General features: G+C 72.7%; 18 protein-coding genes and 2 tRNA genes. 12 read left to right on the plus strand and 8 right to left on the minus strand.

Annotation, left to right across the window (positions count from 1 at the left end):
- Positions 1–25: 25 nt before the first annotated feature.
- The 4 genes from ACFWUQ_RS11015 to ACFWUQ_RS11030 all read left to right on the plus strand — a co-directional run bounded on the left by ACFWUQ_RS11015 (position 26) and on the right by ACFWUQ_RS11030 (position 3,467).
- A complete protein-coding gene (locus ACFWUQ_RS11015; protein WP_384535887.1) occupies positions 26–1,192 on the plus strand; it encodes an SDR family oxidoreductase in 1,167 nt (388 codons plus the stop codon).
- A 253-nt stretch (positions 1,193–1,445) separates the two neighbouring features.
- On the plus strand, positions 1,446–1,907 hold the full coding sequence (locus ACFWUQ_RS11020) for a molybdenum cofactor biosynthesis protein MoaE (RefSeq protein ID WP_384535890.1): 462 nt from the start codon (positions 1,446–1,448) through the stop codon (positions 1,905–1,907).
- A gap of 170 nt (positions 1,908–2,077) precedes the next feature.
- Positions 2,078–2,275 carry a hypothetical protein gene (locus ACFWUQ_RS11025; RefSeq protein ID WP_384535893.1) on the plus strand — a complete coding sequence of 66 codons (198 nt, stop codon included), beginning with the start codon at positions 2,078–2,080 and terminating at the stop codon, positions 2,273–2,275.
- A 97-nt stretch (positions 2,276–2,372) separates the two neighbouring features.
- Positions 2,373–3,467: a PDZ domain-containing protein gene (locus ACFWUQ_RS11030; protein ID WP_384535895.1), complete on the plus strand. Its 1,095-nt coding sequence runs from the start codon at positions 2,373–2,375 to the stop codon at positions 3,465–3,467.
- A 73-nt stretch (positions 3,468–3,540) separates the two neighbouring features.
- On the opposite strand, the gene ACFWUQ_RS11035 is transcribed toward ACFWUQ_RS11030, so the two are convergent.
- The gene (locus ACFWUQ_RS11035) at positions 3,541–4,110 is read right to left on the minus strand and encodes a PPA1309 family protein (protein WP_384535898.1); all 570 of its coding nucleotides are present in this window, start codon (positions 4,108–4,110) and stop codon (positions 3,541–3,543) included.
- 136 nt (positions 4,111–4,246) lie between these two features.
- Between ACFWUQ_RS11035 and ACFWUQ_RS11040 the strand changes: the two genes are divergently transcribed.
- From ACFWUQ_RS11040 to ACFWUQ_RS11055, 4 genes are all read left to right on the plus strand, one after another.
- Positions 4,247–7,126: a UPF0182 family protein gene (locus ACFWUQ_RS11040; RefSeq protein WP_384536022.1), complete on the plus strand. Its 2,880-nt coding sequence runs from the start codon at positions 4,247–4,249 to the stop codon at positions 7,124–7,126.
- Positions 7,127–7,178: 52 nt separating this feature from the next.
- Positions 7,179–7,252: transfer RNA gene (locus ACFWUQ_RS11045), tRNA-Met, on the plus strand.
- A 193-nt stretch (positions 7,253–7,445) separates the two neighbouring features.
- Positions 7,446–9,302, plus strand: coding sequence for a sel1 repeat family protein (locus ACFWUQ_RS11050; protein WP_384535901.1), 1,857 nt, complete (start codon positions 7,446–7,448; stop codon positions 9,300–9,302).
- Positions 9,303–9,358: 56 nt separating this feature from the next.
- A tRNA-Met gene (locus ACFWUQ_RS11055) sits at positions 9,359–9,432 on the plus strand.
- Between the two features lie 114 nt (positions 9,433–9,546).
- On the opposite strand, the gene ACFWUQ_RS11060 is transcribed toward ACFWUQ_RS11055, so the two are convergent.
- Positions 9,547–9,963 (minus strand): Fur family transcriptional regulator, encoded by a 417-nt coding sequence (locus ACFWUQ_RS11060; RefSeq protein WP_384535902.1) that lies wholly within the window; start codon positions 9,961–9,963, stop codon positions 9,547–9,549.
- Between the two features lie 130 nt (positions 9,964–10,093).
- On the opposite strand from ACFWUQ_RS11060, the gene ACFWUQ_RS11065 reads away from it, so the two are divergent.
- Entirely contained in the window at positions 10,094–11,563 is a 1,470-nt protein-coding gene (locus tag ACFWUQ_RS11065) for a catalase (RefSeq protein WP_384535904.1), read from the plus strand.
- 108 nt (positions 11,564–11,671) lie between these two features.
- On the opposite strand, the gene ACFWUQ_RS11070 is transcribed toward ACFWUQ_RS11065, so the two are convergent.
- Together ACFWUQ_RS11070 and hisN are read right to left on the minus strand one after the other, a co-directional pair.
- Entirely contained in the window at positions 11,672–12,064 is a 393-nt protein-coding gene (locus tag ACFWUQ_RS11070; protein ID WP_384535906.1) for a cyclic nucleotide-binding/CBS domain-containing protein, read from the minus strand.
- Positions 12,065–12,230: 166 nt separating this feature from the next.
- A complete protein-coding gene (hisN, locus tag ACFWUQ_RS11075; protein WP_384535909.1) occupies positions 12,231–13,034 on the minus strand; it encodes a histidinol-phosphatase in 804 nt (267 codons plus the stop codon).
- A gap of 122 nt (positions 13,035–13,156) precedes the next feature.
- Here hisN and ACFWUQ_RS11080 point away from each other — a divergent pair, with 122 nt between their 5' ends.
- Positions 13,157–13,696: a TetR/AcrR family transcriptional regulator gene (locus tag ACFWUQ_RS11080; RefSeq protein WP_384535912.1), complete on the plus strand. Its 540-nt coding sequence runs from the start codon at positions 13,157–13,159 to the stop codon at positions 13,694–13,696.
- Here the strand turns inward: ACFWUQ_RS11080 and ACFWUQ_RS11085 are convergent.
- The 4 genes from ACFWUQ_RS11085 to ACFWUQ_RS11100 all read right to left on the minus strand — a co-directional run bounded on the left by ACFWUQ_RS11085 (position 13,662) and on the right by ACFWUQ_RS11100 (position 17,271).
- Positions 13,662–13,985: a multidrug efflux SMR transporter gene (locus ACFWUQ_RS11085; RefSeq protein ID WP_329099136.1), complete on the minus strand. Its 324-nt coding sequence runs from the start codon at positions 13,983–13,985 to the stop codon at positions 13,662–13,664. The two genes, ACFWUQ_RS11080 and ACFWUQ_RS11085, sit on opposite strands and share 35 nt — an antisense overlap.
- A 137-nt stretch (positions 13,986–14,122) precedes the next feature.
- On the minus strand, positions 14,123–15,133 hold the full coding sequence (rsgA, locus tag ACFWUQ_RS11090) for a ribosome small subunit-dependent GTPase A (protein ID WP_384535915.1): 1,011 nt from the start codon (positions 15,131–15,133) through the stop codon (positions 14,123–14,125).
- Between the two features lie 8 nt (positions 15,134–15,141).
- A complete protein-coding gene (gene aroA / locus ACFWUQ_RS11095; RefSeq protein WP_384535917.1) occupies positions 15,142–16,503 on the minus strand; it encodes a 3-phosphoshikimate 1-carboxyvinyltransferase in 1,362 nt (453 codons plus the stop codon).
- A 54-nt stretch (positions 16,504–16,557) separates the two neighbouring features.
- Positions 16,558–17,271 (minus strand): M50 family metallopeptidase, encoded by a 714-nt coding sequence (locus ACFWUQ_RS11100; RefSeq protein ID WP_384535920.1) that lies wholly within the window; start codon positions 17,269–17,271, stop codon positions 16,558–16,560.
- Positions 17,272–17,324: 53 nt separating this feature from the next.
- On the opposite strand from ACFWUQ_RS11100, the gene ACFWUQ_RS11105 reads away from it, so the two are divergent.
- Positions 17,325–18,143: an SOS response-associated peptidase gene (locus ACFWUQ_RS11105; RefSeq protein WP_384535923.1), complete on the plus strand. Its 819-nt coding sequence runs from the start codon at positions 17,325–17,327 to the stop codon at positions 18,141–18,143.
- Between the two features lie 75 nt (positions 18,144–18,218).
- Complete coding sequence (locus ACFWUQ_RS11110; protein ID WP_384535926.1) at positions 18,219–18,869, plus strand: alpha/beta family hydrolase; 651 nt, start codon at positions 18,219–18,221, stop codon at positions 18,867–18,869.
- Positions 18,870–19,087 lie beyond the last annotated feature (218 nt).

Below are 19,087 nucleotides of genomic sequence, written 5' to 3' on the forward strand. Positions count from 1 at the left end.
TGAAGACAACCGCTGGAGACGCCCGGTGAGTTCCCGAGATCCGCAGGTTCACGCGACCCACGACGACGAAGACCGCCCCGAGCACGGCGAAGGCGACCCCGGCGTTCGCCGGCCGCGAAACCCGGCCGGACCGCGCCGCCACACCCCCGTCATCGCCGTGACCGGCGCCGCGTCGGGGGTCGGCGCGGCCCTGGTGGGACGGCTGGCGGCCTCCGACGAGGTCAAGCAGGTCGTGGCCATCGACGAGCGGCGCGGGGAGTGCGCCGCGGCGCAGTGGCACGTCCTCGACGTCCGCGACCCGGCGATCGCCGAGAAGCTGCGCGGCGCGGACGTCGTGGTCCACCTCGCCCTCGACCTCGACCTGGAGACGGACCCGGCGGCCCGTACGGCGTACAACGTGCGCGGGACCCAGACCGTGCTGACGGCCGCCGCGGCGGCCGGGGTGCACCGGGTCGTCCTGTGCACCTCCGCGATGGTCTACGGCGCGCTCCCGGACAACGACATCCCGCTGTCGGAGGACTCCGAGCTGCGGGCCACCGCCGAGGCGACCGGCGTCGGCGACCTGCTGGAGATCGAGCGGCTGGGCCGCCGCGCGCCGCGGGCGCACCCCGGTCTCAATGTGACGGTGGTCCGCCCGGCGGTCCTGGTCGGCGGCACCGACACGGCCCTCACCCGGTACTTCGAGTCCCCGCGCCTGCTCGTGGTGGCCGGCTCCCGCCCGATGTGGCAGTTCTGCCACGTGGACGACCTGGTCACCGCCCTGGAGTACGCGGCTCTGGAGAAGGTCGAGGGGGAGCTGGCCGTCGGCTGCGAGGGCTGGCTGGAGCAGGAGGAGGTCGAGGAGCTGAGCGGCATCCGCCGGATGGAGCTCCCGTCGGCAGTCGCCCTCGGCGCCGCGGCGAGGCTGCACCGGATCGGGCTGACGCCGTCCCCGGCCGGCGACCTGGCGTACACGATGCACCCGTGGGTGGTCAGCGTCAGCGGCCTGCACGCGGCGGGGTGGCGCCCGCGCTGGACCAACGAGGAGGTCCTGGCGGAGCTGCTCCAGGAGGTCGCTGGGCGGCACACGGTCGCGGGGCGGCGGCTCGGGCGCAAGGACGCCGCGACGGCCGCGGGTGCGGCCGGGGCGACGGTGGCGCTGCTCGGCGCGGCGGCGGCCGTACGCCGGGCGCGGCGCCGGCGCGGCATCTGACGTCCGCCTCCGTCGACGTCCGCGGCAGCGCAGCCGGCGCCCGCCGGGCCGGGCGCCCGGGGCGCGCGGCCCCCGCGTGCGCCGGCTCCGGGCCCGGCGGCGTGTCGGGACCGGGACCGGGGACAAGGACCGGGCCCCGCCCCGGATGGCGGCGCGGCCGGACGCGGTTTCTGTAGGAGGCTCCCAAGGGAAGCGGCGCGGCACGGGTGAAACGGCTATTCCGCCACGTCAGCGGCTAGGGCACGATGAAGGCATGGCACCGCACTTCGACCACCCCGGCGAGCAGGCCGCTCCGGACCCGATCCGGCTGCTCGAAATCCGCGAGACACCGCTCTCGCTCGACGAGGTCTTCCGGGCCGTCGGCGACGACGCGACCGGCGGTACGACGCTCTTCGTCGGCACGGTCCGCGACCACGACGGCGGAGCCGACGTGGACTCGCTCGGCTACTCCTGCCACCCGACCGCCGAGGCCGAGATGCGCCGCGTCGCCGAGCGCGTCGTGGCCAAGTACCCGGTCCGCGCCCTGGCCGCCGTCCACCGGGTCGGCGACCTGTCCGTGGGCGACCTGGCCGTCGTCGTCGCCGTCTCCTGCCCGCACCGCGGCGAGGCGTTCGAGGCCTGCCGGATGCTGATCGACGACCTCAAGCACGAGGTCCCGATCTGGAAGCACCAGACCTTCTCGGACGGCACGGAGGAGTGGGTCGGCGCCTGCTGAGCACCACTCGCCCCGATACGAAACCCCGCGCGCGGAACCTCCCCCGGAAGGGGGTAGCCTCGCACCCGTTCGGCCTCGCAACACGCCCTCGATTTGCGTAACCCCCTCCCGGGCATGAGCGTTGAAACCACCGACGACAACACGTACTTCAGGGGTAGGGAGGCAGGCCCATGGCGTCTCTGGTGTGGTTGCTGATTCCGCTGTTCGCCGCGATCGGTGCAGCGATATGGGGCAGCTGGGCGGCACGCGACCGCACACAGGGCGACATATCCGAACTGGCCGGATACGCCCGCTTCCGCGAAGCGATGGGCAGTGCCGATCAGAGCAGGGCGAAGGCCGAGGCGCACTCCGGTTCCGACGCGGTCTGACGCGTCCCGTGAGAAACGCCTGAGAGTTCTTCGCGCGGGCCCCGTACGGACCGGCCCCGAGGGCCGCCCGCCAGGGCCGTCACGTACTGTCGGATCCATGCCACGCCGCACTGCGACGATGCTCGCCTCCACCCTCGTCCTGTTCGCGCTGCTCTGCGCAGGGGTGTTCATCCGGGTCCCGTACGCCGAGATGAGCCCGGGCCCCACCGTGAACACGCTCGGGGACTCGCGCGGCGAGCCCGTCCTCAGCATCTCGGGGCGCAAGACCTACCCGACCAGCGGCCACCTCAATATGACGACGGTCCGTGTGACCAGCGCCGACTACGAGATGAACCTCCTGGAAGCGGTCTACGGCTGGCTGGCCGACGACAACATCGTCGTGCCCCACGAGAACCTCTACCCGGACGGCAAGACGGAAGCCGAGTCGACGCAGGAGAACGCCGAGGAGTTCAGCCAGTCGCAGGAGAGCGCCAAGGTGGCGGCCCTCAAGCAGCTCGACATCCCGGTGACCGCCCGCGTGATCGTCTCCTCGGTGGTCAAGTCGAGCCCCTCCGAGGGCAAGCTGCACGCCGGGGACATCATCCGGGCCGTGGACGGCGCTCCCGTGAACGCCCCCGGGGACGTGGCCGAGCTCGTCACCAAGCACAAGGCCGGCGAGCCCGTCGAGTTCACCGTCGTGCCCGCCGCGGAGGCGGCCGAGGCCGAGAAGGCGAACCGCGAACCCACCGGCTCCACCAAGGTGACCATCGTCTCGGGCAAGGCGGAGGGCGACGGCCACGCCGTCGTCGGCATCCGCGCCGGCACCGACCACACCTTCCCGTTCATGATCGACATCAAGCTCGCGGACGTCGGCGGCCCGAGCGCGGGCCTGATGTTCGCCCTCGGCATCGTCGACAAGCTCACCCCGGAGGACCTGACCGGCGGCGCGTTCGTCGCGGGCACGGGCACCATCGACGACGCGGGCGAGGTCGGCCCGATCGGCGGCATCCCGATGAAGACCATCGCCGCCCGCGAGGCCGGCGCCGAGTACTTCCTGACGCCCGCCGAGAACTGCGCCGCCGCGGCCGCGAACGTCCCCGACGGCCTGACCCTCGTCAAGGTCTCCACCATCGACGACGCCATGAAGGCGCTGGAGAAGATCCGGGCGGGGGACACGGCCGGGCTCGCGCGGTGCACGACCGCCGCGTCCTGACCGGACCGGACCGCCCGGACCGCCCTGCGCGGCCGGACGGGGCGCGCCGGGCGCGCCCCCGCCCGACGCGACGCTACGAGAAGGTCGCGGCCAGGGCCTCGGCCAGCCCCGGCACCAGGTTCCCGCCGGTGAGGACCTCCGTCGAGGAGTCCTTGTCCCGCAGCCGCACGGCCGACTCCCGGGACCCGTCCCGCAGCACCGCCACCGTCAGCCGCACCTCCTGCCGCTCCGGGTGGCCGGCGACCCACTTCGCCAGCTGCTTGTCGTTCAGCCCCTCCGGTACGGAGGCCTCCGCCGACGGCGGCAGCATCAGCCGCTCCACCGTCAGCGCGCAGCCGACCACCGCGTCGGGCCAGGCGATGGTGCCGAGGAACCGGTCGAGCGGGGTCCCGGCCGGGACCTCGTCCTGCTCCACCGGGGTCAGGGAGCTCTTGCCGGCGTCGTCCTGGTCGAGGCCGAGCTGGCCCGCGAGCCGCGGCTCCTGCCTCTTGAGCCGGGCGGTGTCTACGAGCGCGAACAGCCGGGCGGGCTTGTCCCAGCCGAGGCCGGCCGCGTACTCGTCGATCTCAAGGCAGGCGCGGGTGAGCGGACTGGCCGCCATCGGCGTGCCGGGGGAAGGAGAAAGGTTGGACATGGGCAACATCCTGCCTCCTTTCCGCCGGATACCGGGAACTGACTAAAGCCTCAGTAAGTTGCATGAGTGGGCTCTACGATCGGGGGCCCGTTACATACCAGACCCAGACTCAGCGACTTTCGAGGTGCGCACCTTGGCTTTCCAGATGCCGGACCGCGGCGGAGGCCCCTCCGGGCCACGGATGAGAGTCGGCCGCCCGTCCCGGCGGGCCCGCACTCTCCTCATGACCTTGGGCGTACTGGCCGTCCTGGCCATGCTCTTCATCATGTTCGCGGGCTTCTGGACCGACTGGCTCTGGTTCCGGTCCGTGAAGTACTCGACCGTTTTCACCACCACCCTGTGGACGAGGGTCGGCCTCTTCGCCGTCTTCGGCCTGCTGATGGCCGGCGCCGTCGGACTGAACATCTGGCTGGCGTACCGGCTGCGGCCGCCGCTCAGCGCGATGTCGATGGAGCAGCAGAGCCTCGACCGCTACCGGATGAGCATCGCCCCGTACAAGAAGTGGGCGCTCCTGGGCATCTCCGTCCTCGTCGGCCTGATCGCGGGCGCGTCGGCGGCCGGCCAGTGGAAGACCTGGCTGATGTTCGTGAACGGGGTGCCCTTCGGCACGAAGGACCCCCAGTTCAACCTCGACGTCTCGTTCTACACCTTCGACCTGCCCTGGTACCGCTTCCTGCTCGGCTTCGGCTTCGCCGCGGTCGTGCTCTCGGTGATCGCCGCGGCCGTCGTGCACTACCTGTACGGCGGACTGCGCGTGACCAGCCCGGGCGCCCGGGCCACCGCCGCCGCGACCGGGCACCTCTCGGTGCTGCTCGGCCTGTTCGTCACGCTCAAGGCGGTCGCGTACTGGCTCGACCGGTACGGCCTCGCCGTGAAGTCGAGCGACTTCAAGGCGGCGGACAACTGGACCGGTCTGCGGTACGTCGACGCGAACGCCTACCTGCCGGCGAAGACGATCCTGGTCGCCATCGCGGCGATCTGCGCCGTGCTGTTCTTCGCGACGCTGTGGCGCCGCACCTGGCAGCTCCCCGTCATCGGCTTCGGACTGATGGTCCTGTCGGCGATCCTGATCGGCGGGCTCTATCCGGCGATCGTGCAGAAGTTCCAGGTCCAGCCCAACGAGCAGGCCAAGGAATCCCCGTACGTCCAGAAGAACATCAAGGCGACGCGGGACGCCTACGGGATCGCCGGCTCCGAGGTCACGGACTATCCGGGCGTGCCGCAGACGCAGGACCGGACCAAGCTCCGGGCGCCGGCCGACACGACCGCGAGCATCCGGATCCTCGACCCGAACATCGTCTCGCCGGCCTTCCAGCAGCTCCAGCAGGTCAAGGGCTACTACGCCTTCCCGTCCACGCTCGCCGTGGACCGGTACAGCGGCCAGGACACGGTCATCGGCCTGCGCGAGCTGAACATCGGCGGCATCCCGAAGAACAACTGGATCAACGACCACTTCAAGTACACGCACGGCTACGGCGTGGTCGCCGCCAAGGGCACCACCGTCGGCGACCAGGGCTCGCCGGACTTCACCCAGTCCGACCTCCCCTCCAAGGGGATGTTCGGCACCGACTTCGAGCAGCGCATCTACTACGGCGAGCAGACGAAGCAGTACTCGATCGTCGGCGGGCCGCAGAAGGAGCTCGACTACTCGGACGACAAGGGCGAGAAGGAGACGAGCTACGAGGGCGGGTCCGGGGTCAACCTGGACAACCCGGTCAACCGGGCCGCGTACGCGCTCACCTTCAACGAGCCGCAGATCCTCTACTCCGGAGCCATCGGCGACGGATCGCGGATCCTGTACAACCGCACGCCCAAGGAGCGGGTCGAGGCGGTCGCGCCGTGGCTGACCATCGACGGAGCGCCGTACCCGGCCGTCATCGACGGCCGGATCAAGTGGATCGTCGACGCCTACACGACGACCAACGGCTACCCGTACGCGTCGCGCACCACGCTGGGCCAGAGCACGGCCGACTCGCTCACCAACAGCCAGCGCGCGGTGGTGGCCCAGGAGAACCGGGTCAACTACATCCGCAACTCGGTGAAGGCCACCGTCGACGCGTACGACGGCACGGTCGACCTGTACCAGTGGGACACCCAGGACCCGGTCCTCAAGACCTGGATGAAGGCGTTCCCGGGCACGGTGAAGCCCAAGGGCGACATCGCCAAGCCGCTGATGGACCACCTGCGGTACCCGCAGGACCTCTTCAAGGTCCAGCGCGAGCTGCTGACCCGCTACCACGTCACCGACCCGCAGACCTTCCTCAGCGGCAGTGAGGCGTGGGCCGTCCCGGACGACCCGACGACGAAGGCCGGCACGGCGGTCCCGCCGTACTACCTGTCGATGAAGATGCCGGGCCAGAAGGAGAAGGAGCAGGTCTTCTCGCTCACGACGACGTTCACGCCGAACGAGCGGCCGAACCTCAGCGCCTTCATGGCGGTCAACGCCGATACGGGCACCGCGGACTACGGCAAGATCAGAATCCTGAAGATGCCGACCAGCAAGCCGCCGGACGGCCCCGGGCAGGTGCAGAGCAAGTTCCAGTCCGAGCCGAAGATCGCCGAGTCGATCCGGCTGCTGCGCGGTGGCGACTCGGAGATCGAGTACGGGAACCTGCTCGCCGTGCCGCTCGACGGCGGGATGCTCTACGTCGAGCCGGTGTACGTGCGCAGTTCCGGCCTCAAGTACCCGCTGCTGCGCAAGGTCCTGGTGACCTACGGCGGCGCGACCGCGTTCGAGGACACCCTGGAGAAGGCGCTGGACGTGGTCTTCGGGGCCGCCGCCCCGACCACGCCGGTCCCGCCGGACCAGCCCCCGGGCGAGGGCACGACCACTCCGCCGACCAACCAGGACCCGACGGTCAAGGCGGCGCTCGCCGACGCGCAGAAGGCCGTCGACGAGGCCGACAAGGCCAGGCAGGCCGGCGACTGGGCGGCCTACGGCAAGGCGCAGGAGGACATCAAGGCGGCGCTGCAGCGGGCGATCGACGCGGAGGCGAAGTCGGCCGCGCCGAATCCGGGCGGCTGATGTCCCGTGGGTAATGGCTCGGTCCCGCGTCGTGATACTGTGGTCTCACCGACGCGGGGTGGAGCAGCTCGGTAGCTCGCTGGGCTCATAACCCAGAGGTCGCAGGTTCAAATCCTGTCCCCGCTACTGAAGATGAAGGCCCGGATCCAATGGGATCCGGGCCTTCGTCATGTCCGCAGCGGACACGCGTTAGCTGGGGTGGGTGACTTGGGGTAGGAGCGTGTTTGACTTACGCCACTGTGGGCATGTCGACAAAACGCTGTAGTGACCTCACGGGCTGCGACATACCAGGTGTACGCGGGTAGCAGGTGATGCGACGATGGGATTTATGGGGGACAGGTCAACTCTGCTGGAGACAGGGCGGTTTGTGAGGGCGGAGGCCGAAGCGGGAACAGAGGCCAAGGGAGCGGCTCCGGCCGTGGACACGCAGACCGTACTGACCGACGCGGAGCTCACGCAGGACGTGTTCGCCGAGACCGACACGGCGAGCGACGCCGAGCTCGAAGCCGGGCACCGCGCGGCCGCCGACAAGGGCGACCCGGGCGCCATGAGCGTGCTCGGTGCGCTGCTGCTGCGCCGCGGCGACCTGGCCGGGGCCGAGCCGTACCTGCGCGGCGCCACCGCCGCGGGGGACCGGGCGGCCGCGAACAACCTCGGCGTACTGCTGCACCAGCGGGGCTACCCGGAGGACGCCGCCGGCTGGTGGCGCGTGGCCGCCGTGGCCGGATCCGCGCCCGCCGCGCACGCCCTGGGCCGCCACTTCCGCGAGCGCGGGGACGAGCCGGCCGCCGAGTACTGGCTCCGCCAGGCGGCGGAATCCGGCCACGCGCTCGGCGCCTACGGGCTGGCCGACCTGCTGGAGCACCGGGGCGACCGGGGCGTGGAGCGGTGGTTCCGCGCCGCCGCCGAGCAGGGCCACCGCGAAGCCGCGTACCGGCTGGCGCGGCACCTGCGCAAGGGCGACCCGGTCGAGGCCGAGCAGTGGTACCGGCAGGCCGCCGCGCGCGGTCACCGGCGGGCCGCGCTGCACCTGGGCGCCCTGCTGGAGGCGCGCGGCGAGCTCAAGGAGGCGGGGCGCTGGTACCTGACCTCCGCCAAACAGGGCGAGGCGCGTGCCGCGTGCGCCCTGGGCTTCCTGCTGCGCGACGCCGGTGACGAGGACAGCGCCGCCGCGTGGTGGCACCGGGCCGCCCAGGACGGCGACGGGAACGCCGCCAACGCCCTGGGCGCGCTGCACGCCGCCCGGGGGGAGACGCAGACCGCCGAGCGCTGGTACCGCGCCGCCATGGACGCGGGCGACCAGAACGGGGCGTACAACCTTGCTTTGCTGTGCGTCGCACAGGACCGGACCGCGCAGGCCGAGCAGTGGTACCGGCGGGCCGCCTACGCCGGGCACCGCGAGGCGGCCAACGCGCTGGCCATCCTCCTGCTGCAGGGCGGGGACGCCGCGGGCGCCGAGCCCTGGTTCTCCAAGGCCGCCGAGGCCGGCAGCGTGGACGCCGCGTTCAACCTCGGGATCCTCTTCGCGAGCCGCGACGAGGACCGTACGGCGCTGAAGTGGTACGAGCGGGCCGCGTCCGCGGGGCACACCGACGCCGCGCTCCAGGTCGGCATCGCCCTGGTGCGCGACGGCGAGGAGCGCGCCGCCGAGCGGCACCTGCGGTGCGCCGCGGGCGGCGGCAGCGCCGAGGCGGCCTTCCGGCTGGCCGCCCTGCTGGAGTCGCTCGCCCCGCCGCCGGAGCCGGTGGCCCTGGGCGAGCCGGCGGGCGGCACCCCGCGCACCGAGAGCGAGGAGTGGTACGAGCGGGCCGCCGAGCTGGGGCACCGCCGCGCCCAGGTGCGGGTCGGCATGCTGGCCGCCGCCCGGGGCGACCTGGCGCTCGCCGCCCGGTGGTACCGGGAGGCGGCGGAGGCGGGCTCCCGCAACGGCGCCTTCAACCTCGGGCTGCTGCTGGCCCGCGAGGGGGACGAGCCGGAGGCCGCCCTGTGGTGGACCCGCGCGGCGGTGGCGGGCCACGGCCGGGCCGCCCTGCGGCTGGGGCTGCTCGCGGCGCGCCACGGCGACCTGGCCGAGGGGCAGAAGTGGTGCGCGCGCGCCATGGAGCTGGGCCCGGCGGAGGTCTCGGAGCGGGCGGCGCGCCTGCGCGAGGCCCTGGCCGAGGAGCTGTCGGCCTGAGCCGGTTAACCGATTTGCATCTGCCGGGGCCTCTCACGTAACGTTGGGTTTACCGACGCGGGGTGGAGCAGCTCGGTAGCTCGCTGGGCTCATAACCCAGAGGTCGCAGGTTCAAATCCTGTCCCCGCTACTGAAGGCCCGAGGCCCGGATCCCATGGATCCGGGCCTTGAGTCGTTTCCGGGCGCGGATACGACAGAGGCCGGGAGCGGATACCCCCGGCCCTCGCCAGCGGAGCGCGCGGATTCAGGCTCCGGCGCAGTGGGGGCACACCCCGCGGTAGGTCACCTCGACCGCCGACACGACGAAGCCGAAGCGCTCGGTGTCCGGGAGGTCGCCGAGCGGGTCGCCCGCCGGGTGGACGTCGCGGATCGCGCCGCACCGGGCGCAGACCAGGTGGTGGTGCGGCCGGTGGGCGTTGGGGTCGTACCGTTTCGCGCGCCGGTCCGTGGCGACCTCCAGGACCTCGCCGAGCGTGACCAGCTCTCCCAGGGTGTTGTAGACCGTCGCCCGCGAGATCTCGGGCAGTTTGGCGGCGGCGCGCGCGTGGACCTCGTCCGCCGTCAGGTGGACGTGGTCGCCGTCGAGCACCTCGGCCACGACGCGGCGCTGCGCCGTCATGCGCCAGCCGCGTCCGCGCAGTCGTTCCAGCAGGTCACTCATGCCCATCAGCCTAACAGTGCGGGGACTCCGTGTAACTCCCGAATCGATGTTGATTTAGATGGTTGCTTGACTTGGACTAAGTCCAATGTAGGATCGGTTACGGCACAGGCCGAGGACAGGACATGCAGGAATGACGCAGGAGGCGCACGTGACGCAGGGACCGCTCACCACGGAGGCCGGGGCTCCGGTCGCCGACAACCAGAACAGTGAGACCGCCGGCGTCGGCGGCCCCGTGCTCGTCCAGGACCAGCTGCTGCTGGAGAAGCTCGCGCACTTCAACCGCGAGCGCATCCCGGAGCGCGTGGTCCACGCCCGAGGCGCCGGCGCCTACGGCACCTTCACGCTGACCCGCGACGTCTCCCAGTGGACCCGGGCCGCGTTCCTGTCCGAGGTCGGCAAGCAGACCGAGACGTTCCTGCGCTTCTCCACCGTCGCGGGCAACCTCGGTTCCGCCGACGCCGTGCGCGACCCCCGCGGCTGGGCGCTGAAGTTCTACACCGAAGAGGGCAACTACGACCTCGTCGGCAACAACACCCCGGTGTTCTTCATCAAGGACGCCATCAAGTTCCCGGACTTCATCCACACCCAGAAGCGCGACCCGTACACCGGCTCGCAGGAGGCGGACAACGTCTGGGACTTCTGGGGCCTGTCGCCCGAGTCCACCCACCAGGTGACCTGGCTCTTCGGTGACCGCGGCATCCCGGCGAGCTACCGGCACATGAACGGCTACGGCTCGCACACGTTCCAGTGGAACAACGAGGCCGGCGAGGTCTTCTGGGTCAAGTACCACTTCAAGACCGACCAGGGCATCAAGAACCTCACCCAGGCCGAGGCCAACCTCCTCGCCGGCGAGGACCCCGACTCCCACCAGCGCGACCTGCGCGAGTCCATCGAGCGCGGCGACTTCCCGTCCTGGACCGTCCAGGTCCAGATCATGCCGGCGGCCGAGGCGGCCGAGTACCGCTTCAACCCGTTCGACCTCACCAAGGTGTGGCCGCACGAGGACTACCCGCCGATCGAGATCGGCAAGCTGGAGCTCAACCGCAACCCGGAGAACGTCTTCGCCGAGGTCGAGCAGAGCATCTTCAGCCCCGCCCACTTCGTGCCCGGTATCGGCCCCTCCCCGGACAAGATGCTCCAGGGCCGCCTCTTCGGCTACGGCGACGCCCACCGCTACCGCGTCGGCATCAACGCCGACCACCTGCCGGTGAACCGCCCGCACGCCACCGAGGCGCGCACCAACTCCCGCGACGGCCACCTGTACGACGGCCGCCACAAGGGCGCGAAGAACTACGAGCCGAACAGCTTCGGCGGCCCGCACCAGAGCGACCGCCCGCTGTGGCAGCCGGTCTCCCTGACCGGAGGTACGGGCAACCACGCGGCGCCCGTCCACCGCGAGGACAACGACTTCGTCCAGGCGGGCAACCTCTACCGCCTGTACTCGCAGGACGAGAAGGCGCGTCTGATCGAGAACCTCTCCGGCTTCATCGCCAAGGTCTCCCGGGACGACATCGTCGAGCGGGCGATCAACAACTTCCGCCAGGCGGACGGCGACTTCGGCAAGCGGCTGGACGCCGCGGTCCAGGCCCTGCGCGGCTGACGGCCCCTTGTCGGAGCAGGCCGCCGGACCGGAACCCCAGGGTTCCGGCCCGGCGGCCGTTCGCGTACGGGCGCCGTTCGCGTGCGGGCGCCGTTCGCGTGCGGCCGGTTACGCGGAGACCGCGCGCCGCGCCGGCACCCAGCAGCGGATGACGTCGCGCACGGACACGATGCCCACCGGGCCGCCGTCCTCCAGCACGATCAGGTGCCGGAAGCCGCCGTTGGCCATGGCCTCGGCGGCCTCCTGGACCGTGGCGTCCGGCGTGCAGAACACCACGTTGTTGGTGGTGTGCGCGCCCACGGACTCCCGGTCGGGATCGTGGCCCGCGCCGATCGAGTTGAGGATGTCGCGCTCGGTCAGGATGCCGATTCCGCTGTTCTCGGGGTCGAGGACGACGGCCGCGCCGACACGGCGGCCGGACATCAGGCAGGCCGCCTGCCGGAGGGTGTGCGCGGGTCCGAGGGTGAGGATCACGGAGCTCATTGCGTCGCGGACGAGCATGAAGAGAGCCACCTCCTGGGTGAGTCCCCCCGCTCGGGTGGGTGCGGTCGTGGAAGCACGCTGGAGAAAAGCTTCACAAGCGCACAAGCGGGGGGATCCTCAGATTCCCACGGGTCCGCGGCGCCAACAAGGGCGCGCGCTCGGCGCGATACCCGCGTGCGGGAGCTCAGGCGCGCGGCCGCAGCAGGCCCAGCATCTCCTCGTGCAGCAGCCCGTTCGACGCCGCCGCGTTCCCGCCGTGCACGCCGTCCACCCCGTCGAGGCCGGTGAAGCGACCGCCGGCCTCCTCGACGACGACCGCGAGGGCCGCCATGTCCCACAGGTTGAGCTCCGGCTCCGCGCACAGGTCCAGCGAACCCTCCGCGACCATCATGTACGGCCAGAAGTCGCCGTACCCGCGCGTCCGCCAGCACGCGCGCGTCAGGTCCAGGAAGCCGGGGAGGCGCCCCTGCTCCTCCCAACCGCTCAGCGAGGAGTACGCGAACGAGGCGTCGCCCAGGGTGCCCACCTTCGACACGCCGATCGCGGTGGTCTCCCCGAGCGCGCCGCCCGTGAACGCGCCCCCGCCCTGCGCCGCCCACCAGCGGCGGCCCAGCGCCGGCGCGGACACCACACCGACCACGGGCCGGAAGACGCCGTCGGCGCCCTCGGTCATCAGCGAGATCAGCGTGGCCCACACGGGGACCCCGCGCACGTAGTTCTTCGTACCGTCGATCGGGTCCACGACCCAGCGGCGCGGGCCGCCGCCCCGCAGGCCGTACTCCTCGCCCAGGATGGCGTCGTCGGGCCGCGCGGCGGCGATGCCCGCCCGGACGATCTCCTCCGCGGCCCGGTCGGCCTCGCTCACCGGGGTCATGTCCGGCTTCGTCTCGACCAGCAGGTCGAGGGCGCGGAACCGCTCCATCGTGGCGGCGTCCGCCGCGTCGGCGAGCTCAAGGGCAAGGCGCAGGTCATCGTCATACTCGGACATGGCCGAACAGTATCGCGGCCGACCCGGAGCCCGGGACGCGCCCTTGACAGGATCTGTCGGCCCGTCAACTCTGGCGGGGATGCCCAGCGAAAGCCCGTGACACGGCCCCGTGGGAGGCGATGATGCCGGCAGCCCGGGATTCCCTGCTGGAGGCGGCGGGAGCGGCGCTCTCGGCGCGCCCCTGGCCGTCCGTGCGGATGGTCGACGTGGCGGCGGCCGCGGGAGTGTCGCGGCAGACCCTCTACAACGAGTTCGGCGGCAAGGCGGGGCTGGGCCGCGCCCTGGTCCGGCGCGCCGCGGAACGCTACCTCGACGGGGTGGACCGGGCCCTGTCCACCCCGGCGCAGGGCCCCGAGCGGCTCGCGGCCGTCGCCGAGTGGACCGTACGGGCGGCCCGCGCGCACCCCCTCGTACGGGCGCTGCTCACCGGGTGCTGGGACGCCGGGCTGCCCGCGGCGGGGCGGGCGCCCGGGCCGGGGGAGCTGACCCGCGCCGTCCGCGACCGGGCCGCCGCCGCGCTGACACCGGCCGAGGGCGGGGCCCGTTGCGAGCTGGCGGTACGCCTCGCACTGTCCTATGTGATCGCGCCGGGGGAGGAGCCGGGGCCGGGGGAGCTGCTCGTACTCCTCAGTGCGCCGAGCCGGACAGCTGCAGCCCGATGACGCCGAGGATGACCAGCGAGATCGAGACGAGTTTGAGCGTGGAGACCAGGTCGCCGAGGAAGACCATGCCGTAGATCGCCGTCCCGGCCGCGCCGATCCCCGTCCACACCGCGTACGCGGGGCCCACGTCCAGCTTCTTGAGGGCGAGCGTCAGCAGGCCGAAGCTGCCGAGCGCGAAGCAGGCGAAGGCGATTGTGGGCCACAGCCGGGTGAACCCGTGCGACAGCTTGAGGCAGACAGCGAAACCGGTCTCCAGCAGTCCGGCGACCACGACCAGCAGCCAGGCCATGTCGAATGCCTCCCCGCAGTCACGTGCCGCGGTCGGGATCGGGGCCGCGGGCCGGGCCCGATCCTGCGCGCCACTCGATGCGACTATCCATTCACCACAGGGGGCCTCCCGCAAACCAAACCCCCGGCGCCGCGGGATCAGTCCCCCTCGCGGCGCTCCCGCGTCTCCAGCAGCCGTCGCAGCGAGTACAGCCGCGCCGGGTCCGCGTGGCCGTCCTCCACCCACGCGTCGAGCGCGCAGTCCGGCTCGTCGTGGCTGCACGCGCGCGGGCACCCCTCCGTGCCGGGCACCAGGTCCGGGAAGGCCAGGATCACCCGGGACGGATCCACGTGGTGCAGGCCGAAGGAGCGCACACCCGGGGTGTCGATGACCCAGCCGTCGCCGGAGGGCAGCGGCAGCGCGAGCGCCGAGGTGGTGGTGTGCCGGCCGCGACCGGTGACCGCGTTGACGTGCCCGGTGGCGCGCTGGCGGCCCTCGGCGACCAGGGAGTTCACCAAGGTCGTCTTGCCGACGCCCGAATGGCCGACGAAGGCGGTGATCCGGCCGTTCAGCCGCTCCCGGACCCGGTCGGCGGCGTCGCCCGCGGCCAGTTCCTCGCGGTTGGTCACCACGTAGTTCACCCCGAGCGTCGAGTAGATCTCCAGGATCTTGTCGGCCGAGGTCAGGTCGGACTTGGTGAGCACCAGCAGCGGCTCCAGCCCGGCGTCGTACGCCGCGACCAGGCAGCGGTCGATCATGCGGGGCCGCGGCTCGGGGTCGGCCAGGGCGGTGACGACGGCCAGCTGGTCGGCGTTGGCGACGACGACGCGCTCGTACGGGTCGTCGTCGTCGGCGGTGCGCCGCAGGACGGACCTGCGCTCCTCGATCCGGACGATCCGGGCGAGCGTGTCCTTCTTGCCCGACAGGTCGCCCACGATCCACACCCGGTCGCCGACCACCGCCGCCTTGCGGCCCAGTTCCCGGGACTTCATCGCGTGGACCGTGCGGTCCCCGACCAGGCAGGTGAGCCGGCCCCGGTCCACGGTCAGGACGAAGCCCTCCGAGGCGTCCTCGTGCTTGGGCCGGATGTTCGTCCGGGGCCGGTTGCCCTTGGGGTTGGGCCGCTGGCGGATGTCGTCCTCATCGGTGTTCTTGCCGTACCTGCGCATGACGGGCCCTACGCTCCCGCTCCCCGCGGCGCATGGCCGAGCATGTCCGCCCACATCCGGGGGAAGTCCGGCAGGGTCTTCGCGGTGGTCGCCACGTTCTCGATGAGCACGCCCTCGACGGCCAGGCCGATCACCGCGCCGGCGGTGGCCATCCGGTGGTCGTCGTACGTGCGGAAGGTGCCGCCGTGCAGCGGGCGCGGCCGGATCCGCAGTCCGTCAGCGGTCTCGGTGACGTCGCCGCCCAGCGCGTTGATCTCCCGGGTCAGCGCGGCCAGCCGGTCCGTCTCGTGCAGCCGCAGGTGCTGGACCCCCCGCAGGACGGACTCCGAGTCGGCCAGGGCCGCCACGGCGGCGATGCCCGGGGTGAGCTCGCCGACCTCGCCCAGGTCCACGTCGATGCCGTGGATCTTGCCGGTGCCGGTGAAGACCAGACCGTCGTCGGTCAGCTCGCAGGAGCCGCCCATCTCGGTGAAGATCCGGCGCAGCGCGTCCCCGGGCTGTGTGGTGCGGCGCGGCCAGTCCGGGACGGTGACCGTACCGCCGGTGATCAGGGCCGCCGCCAGGAAGGGCTGGGCGTTGGACAGGTCCGGCTCCACGACCAGGTCGCGGCCGAGCAGCGCGCCCGGCGCGACCCGCCACACGTTCTTCTCGCCGCCCGCCTCCGGGGTGTCCACCTGGGCGCCCGCGGCACGGAGCATCTCCACGGTCATCCGGATGTGGGGCATCGACGGCAGGTTGGTACCCACGTGCCGGACCTCGACGCCCTGGTTGAAGCGGGGGGCGGAGAGCAGCAGCGCGGAGACGAACTGGGAGGAGTTGGTGGCGTCGATCTCGACCGTGCCGCCCTCCAGGGCCCCGCCGCCCTGCACGGTCAGCGGCAGCGCGCCCCGGCCGTCGTCGTCGATCCGGGCGCCGAGGACCCGCAGCGCGTTGACGACCTCGCCGAGCGGGCGCTCGTAGGAGCGCGGGTCGCCGTCGAAGCGGATGTCACCGGAGGCGAGGGTGGCGACGGGCGGCAGGAAGCGCATGACCGTGCCCGCGTTGCCGACGTCGACGGCGGCCGGGCCGTGCAGGGCGGCGGGAATGATCCGCCAGGCCTCACCGCCGACCGTGTGGCCGGTGGCGCCGGCCGAGCTGGAGGAGACCGTCTCCTCGATGCCGACGCCCATCGCGCGCAGCGCGTCGGACATCAGCTGGGAGTCGCGCGAGCGCAGGGGCCGGCGCACCCAGCCCGGCTCGGAGGCGAGCGCGGCCAGCACGAGGGCGCGGTTGGTGACCGATTTGGACCCGGGGACCGTGACGGTGGCGTGGACGGTTCCGTCGGCGAGCGGAGCGGGCCAGAGGGCGGGGAGCGCGGGGGTCTCGGTCATGGCCCCCACTTTAATGGCTTCCCCCGGCGCCGGATCTTGATCGCCCGGTGGGTCTCAGAGGGCGAGAAGCCAGCGGCCGCCGCCCACGAGCGAGGACAGCGCGACGATGTGGAAGAAGACGAGCCACACCACCGGATGGAGGTGCGTGAGCCGTCCCAGCTGGTCGGCGTCGGAATCCGGCGCCCCGCCGTGCCGCCGCTTGGCCCCGAGCTCGAAGACCGGCCGGACCCCGCCCAGCAGCAGGAACCACACCACCGCGTACGCGAAGACGGCCTGTACGTCGGCCGGGGCCAGCCAGGACACCAGCACGAACGTTCCGCCGGTCAGGACCACGGTCACGGCCCCGTACGCGTTGCGGATCATCACCAGCATCGCCACCAGCAGGGCGGTGGCCGCCCACAGCAGCAGGGTGATCCGGTGCGCGGACAGCAGGGCCGCCCCGCCGAGGCCGAGCAGGGACGGCGCCGTGTAGCCGCCGGCGGCCGTGAGGATCATGCCGATGCCGGTCGGCCGGCCGCGGCTGACGGTGACGCCGCTGGTGTCCGAGTGCAGCCGTATCCCGTCGAGGCGGCGCCCGGTCAGCAGCGCGAGCAGGCCGTGGCCGCCCTCGTGCGCGATGGTGATCGCGTTGCGCGACAGCCGCCACAGCGGCCGCGGGCCAACGGCGGCCAGCGCCGCCAGCCCGGTCGCGACGACCAGCCACAGGTCGGGCGCCGCCTGTATACCCGTGAGCCGGTCCCACAGGCCGGCCGTGGTGCTGAGGTCCATGAAGTGACGGGCTCCTTGCGGTGGTGGTCGGATGCCATGGCAGTGTGGCAGCCATGTGCGGAAGGTATGCGGCGGGTCGCGGACCCGAGGAGCTCGTGGAGGCCTTCGGTGTCGAGAGGTGGGAGCCGCAGGAGGCCCTGGCCCCCGACTGGAACGTGGCGCCGACGAAAGCGGTGCACGTCGTCCTCGACCGTCCCGTGAAGGACGCCGGGGACCGCCGTCCGGTTCGCCAGCTGCGCGTCCTGACGTGGGGGCTCGTGCCCTCCTGGGCCCAGAATCCCGACGGCGCGGCCCGGATGATCAACGCCCGGGCCGAGACGCTCGCCGAGAAGCCCTCCTTCCGGCGCCCCTTCGCCCAGCGCCGCTGCATCGTCCCCGCCGACGGCTACTACGAGTGGGTCACGGCCCACGACGAGCGGCGGTTGGAGGTCGAGGGCAGGCGCAAACGCGCCCGCAAGCAGCCGTACTTCGTGCTCCCCGCCGACGGCGGCCTCCTCGCCATGGCCGGGATCTACGAGTTCTGGCGCGACCGCACCCTGCCCGACGAGCACCCCCGCGCCTGGTGGGCGACCTGCTCGGTGATCACCACGGAGGCGGAGACCGGACCGCTGGCGGCGGCGCCGGCCGAGGGGCCCCGCTCACTCTCCGACATCCACCCCCGGATGCCGCTCATGCTGACCCCCGACCGCTGGGACGCCTGGCTGGACCCGGCGAACACCGACACCGAGGGCTCGCTGCGGGAGCTGCTCTCGCCGCCGCCGGGCGGGCTGATGCGCGCCTACCCGGTGTCCACGGCCGTGAGCAGCGTGCGCAACAACGGGGCGGAACTCCTGACGGAACTGGCGGCGCCGGAGGAGGAGACGCTCTTCTGACCGCGGGTCCCCCGGCCGGAAGCGCACGGCCGCGCGGTCCCTCGGCCGGGCGGCGGCGCGCGGCAGGATGGGGCCATGACCACGCGTACCGAGAGTGTCGACACCCCGGCGGGCGAGGCCCGCGTCACCTGGCACCCGGCCCGCCGGGCCCGGCTCGTCCTCGCCGTCGGCCACGGCGCGGGCGGCGGCGTCGAGGCCAGGGACCTCCAGGCGCTGGCCGCCGCCCTGCCCGCCCGGGGGATCACCGTGGCGCTGGTCGAGCAGCCCTGGCGGGTCGCCGGGAAGAAGGTCGCCGCCGCCCCCAAGGTGCTCGACGAGGGCTGGCGGGCGCTGTGGCCGAGGCTCACGGAGCCGGGCCTGCCGGTCGTCGCGGGCGGTCGCAGCGCCGGGGCCCGGGTCGCCTGCCGGACGGCCGCGGAACTGGACGCGGCCGGGGTGCTGGCCCTGGCGTTCCCGCTGCACCCGCCGGGCCGCCCGGAGAAGTCCCGCGCCGCGGAGCTCACCGGCGCCGGTCGGCCCACGCTGGTGGTCCAGGGGGCCCGGGACCCCTTCGGGCACCCCGCGGAGTTCCCGCCGCCGGGCCCGGGGGACCCGTACGAGCTGGTGGAGGTGGCGTACGGCGACCACGGCTTCGCGGTGCCGAAACGGGCGGAGACGACCCAGGAGGAGGCCCTCGCCGTGATCACCGGGGCCGCGGCGCGGTGGCTGGAGCGGCTCGCCGGCTGACCGGCCGGGCCGGCTCCGCACCACCGGACGGCCGTACGCCCGCACCCCGGCGGCCGGAACCTGACGGACTCGGCGGCGCGATCGGGCGGTGACGGAGCTCACCCGGCCCCCGAAAAGCCCGCGCCGCCCGGCCGGGGGCCGAGAACCGGGCCCCCGGGCCGGGAATGCGGCGCGGGGCACCTCTGTTGTCCCGGATGTCGGTACGCACGGGAAAACGT

Source organism: Streptomyces sp. NPDC058662, assembly GCF_042716255.1.
In the GTDB taxonomy this organism is placed as follows: Bacteria; Actinomycetota; Actinomycetes; order Streptomycetales; family Streptomycetaceae; genus Streptomyces.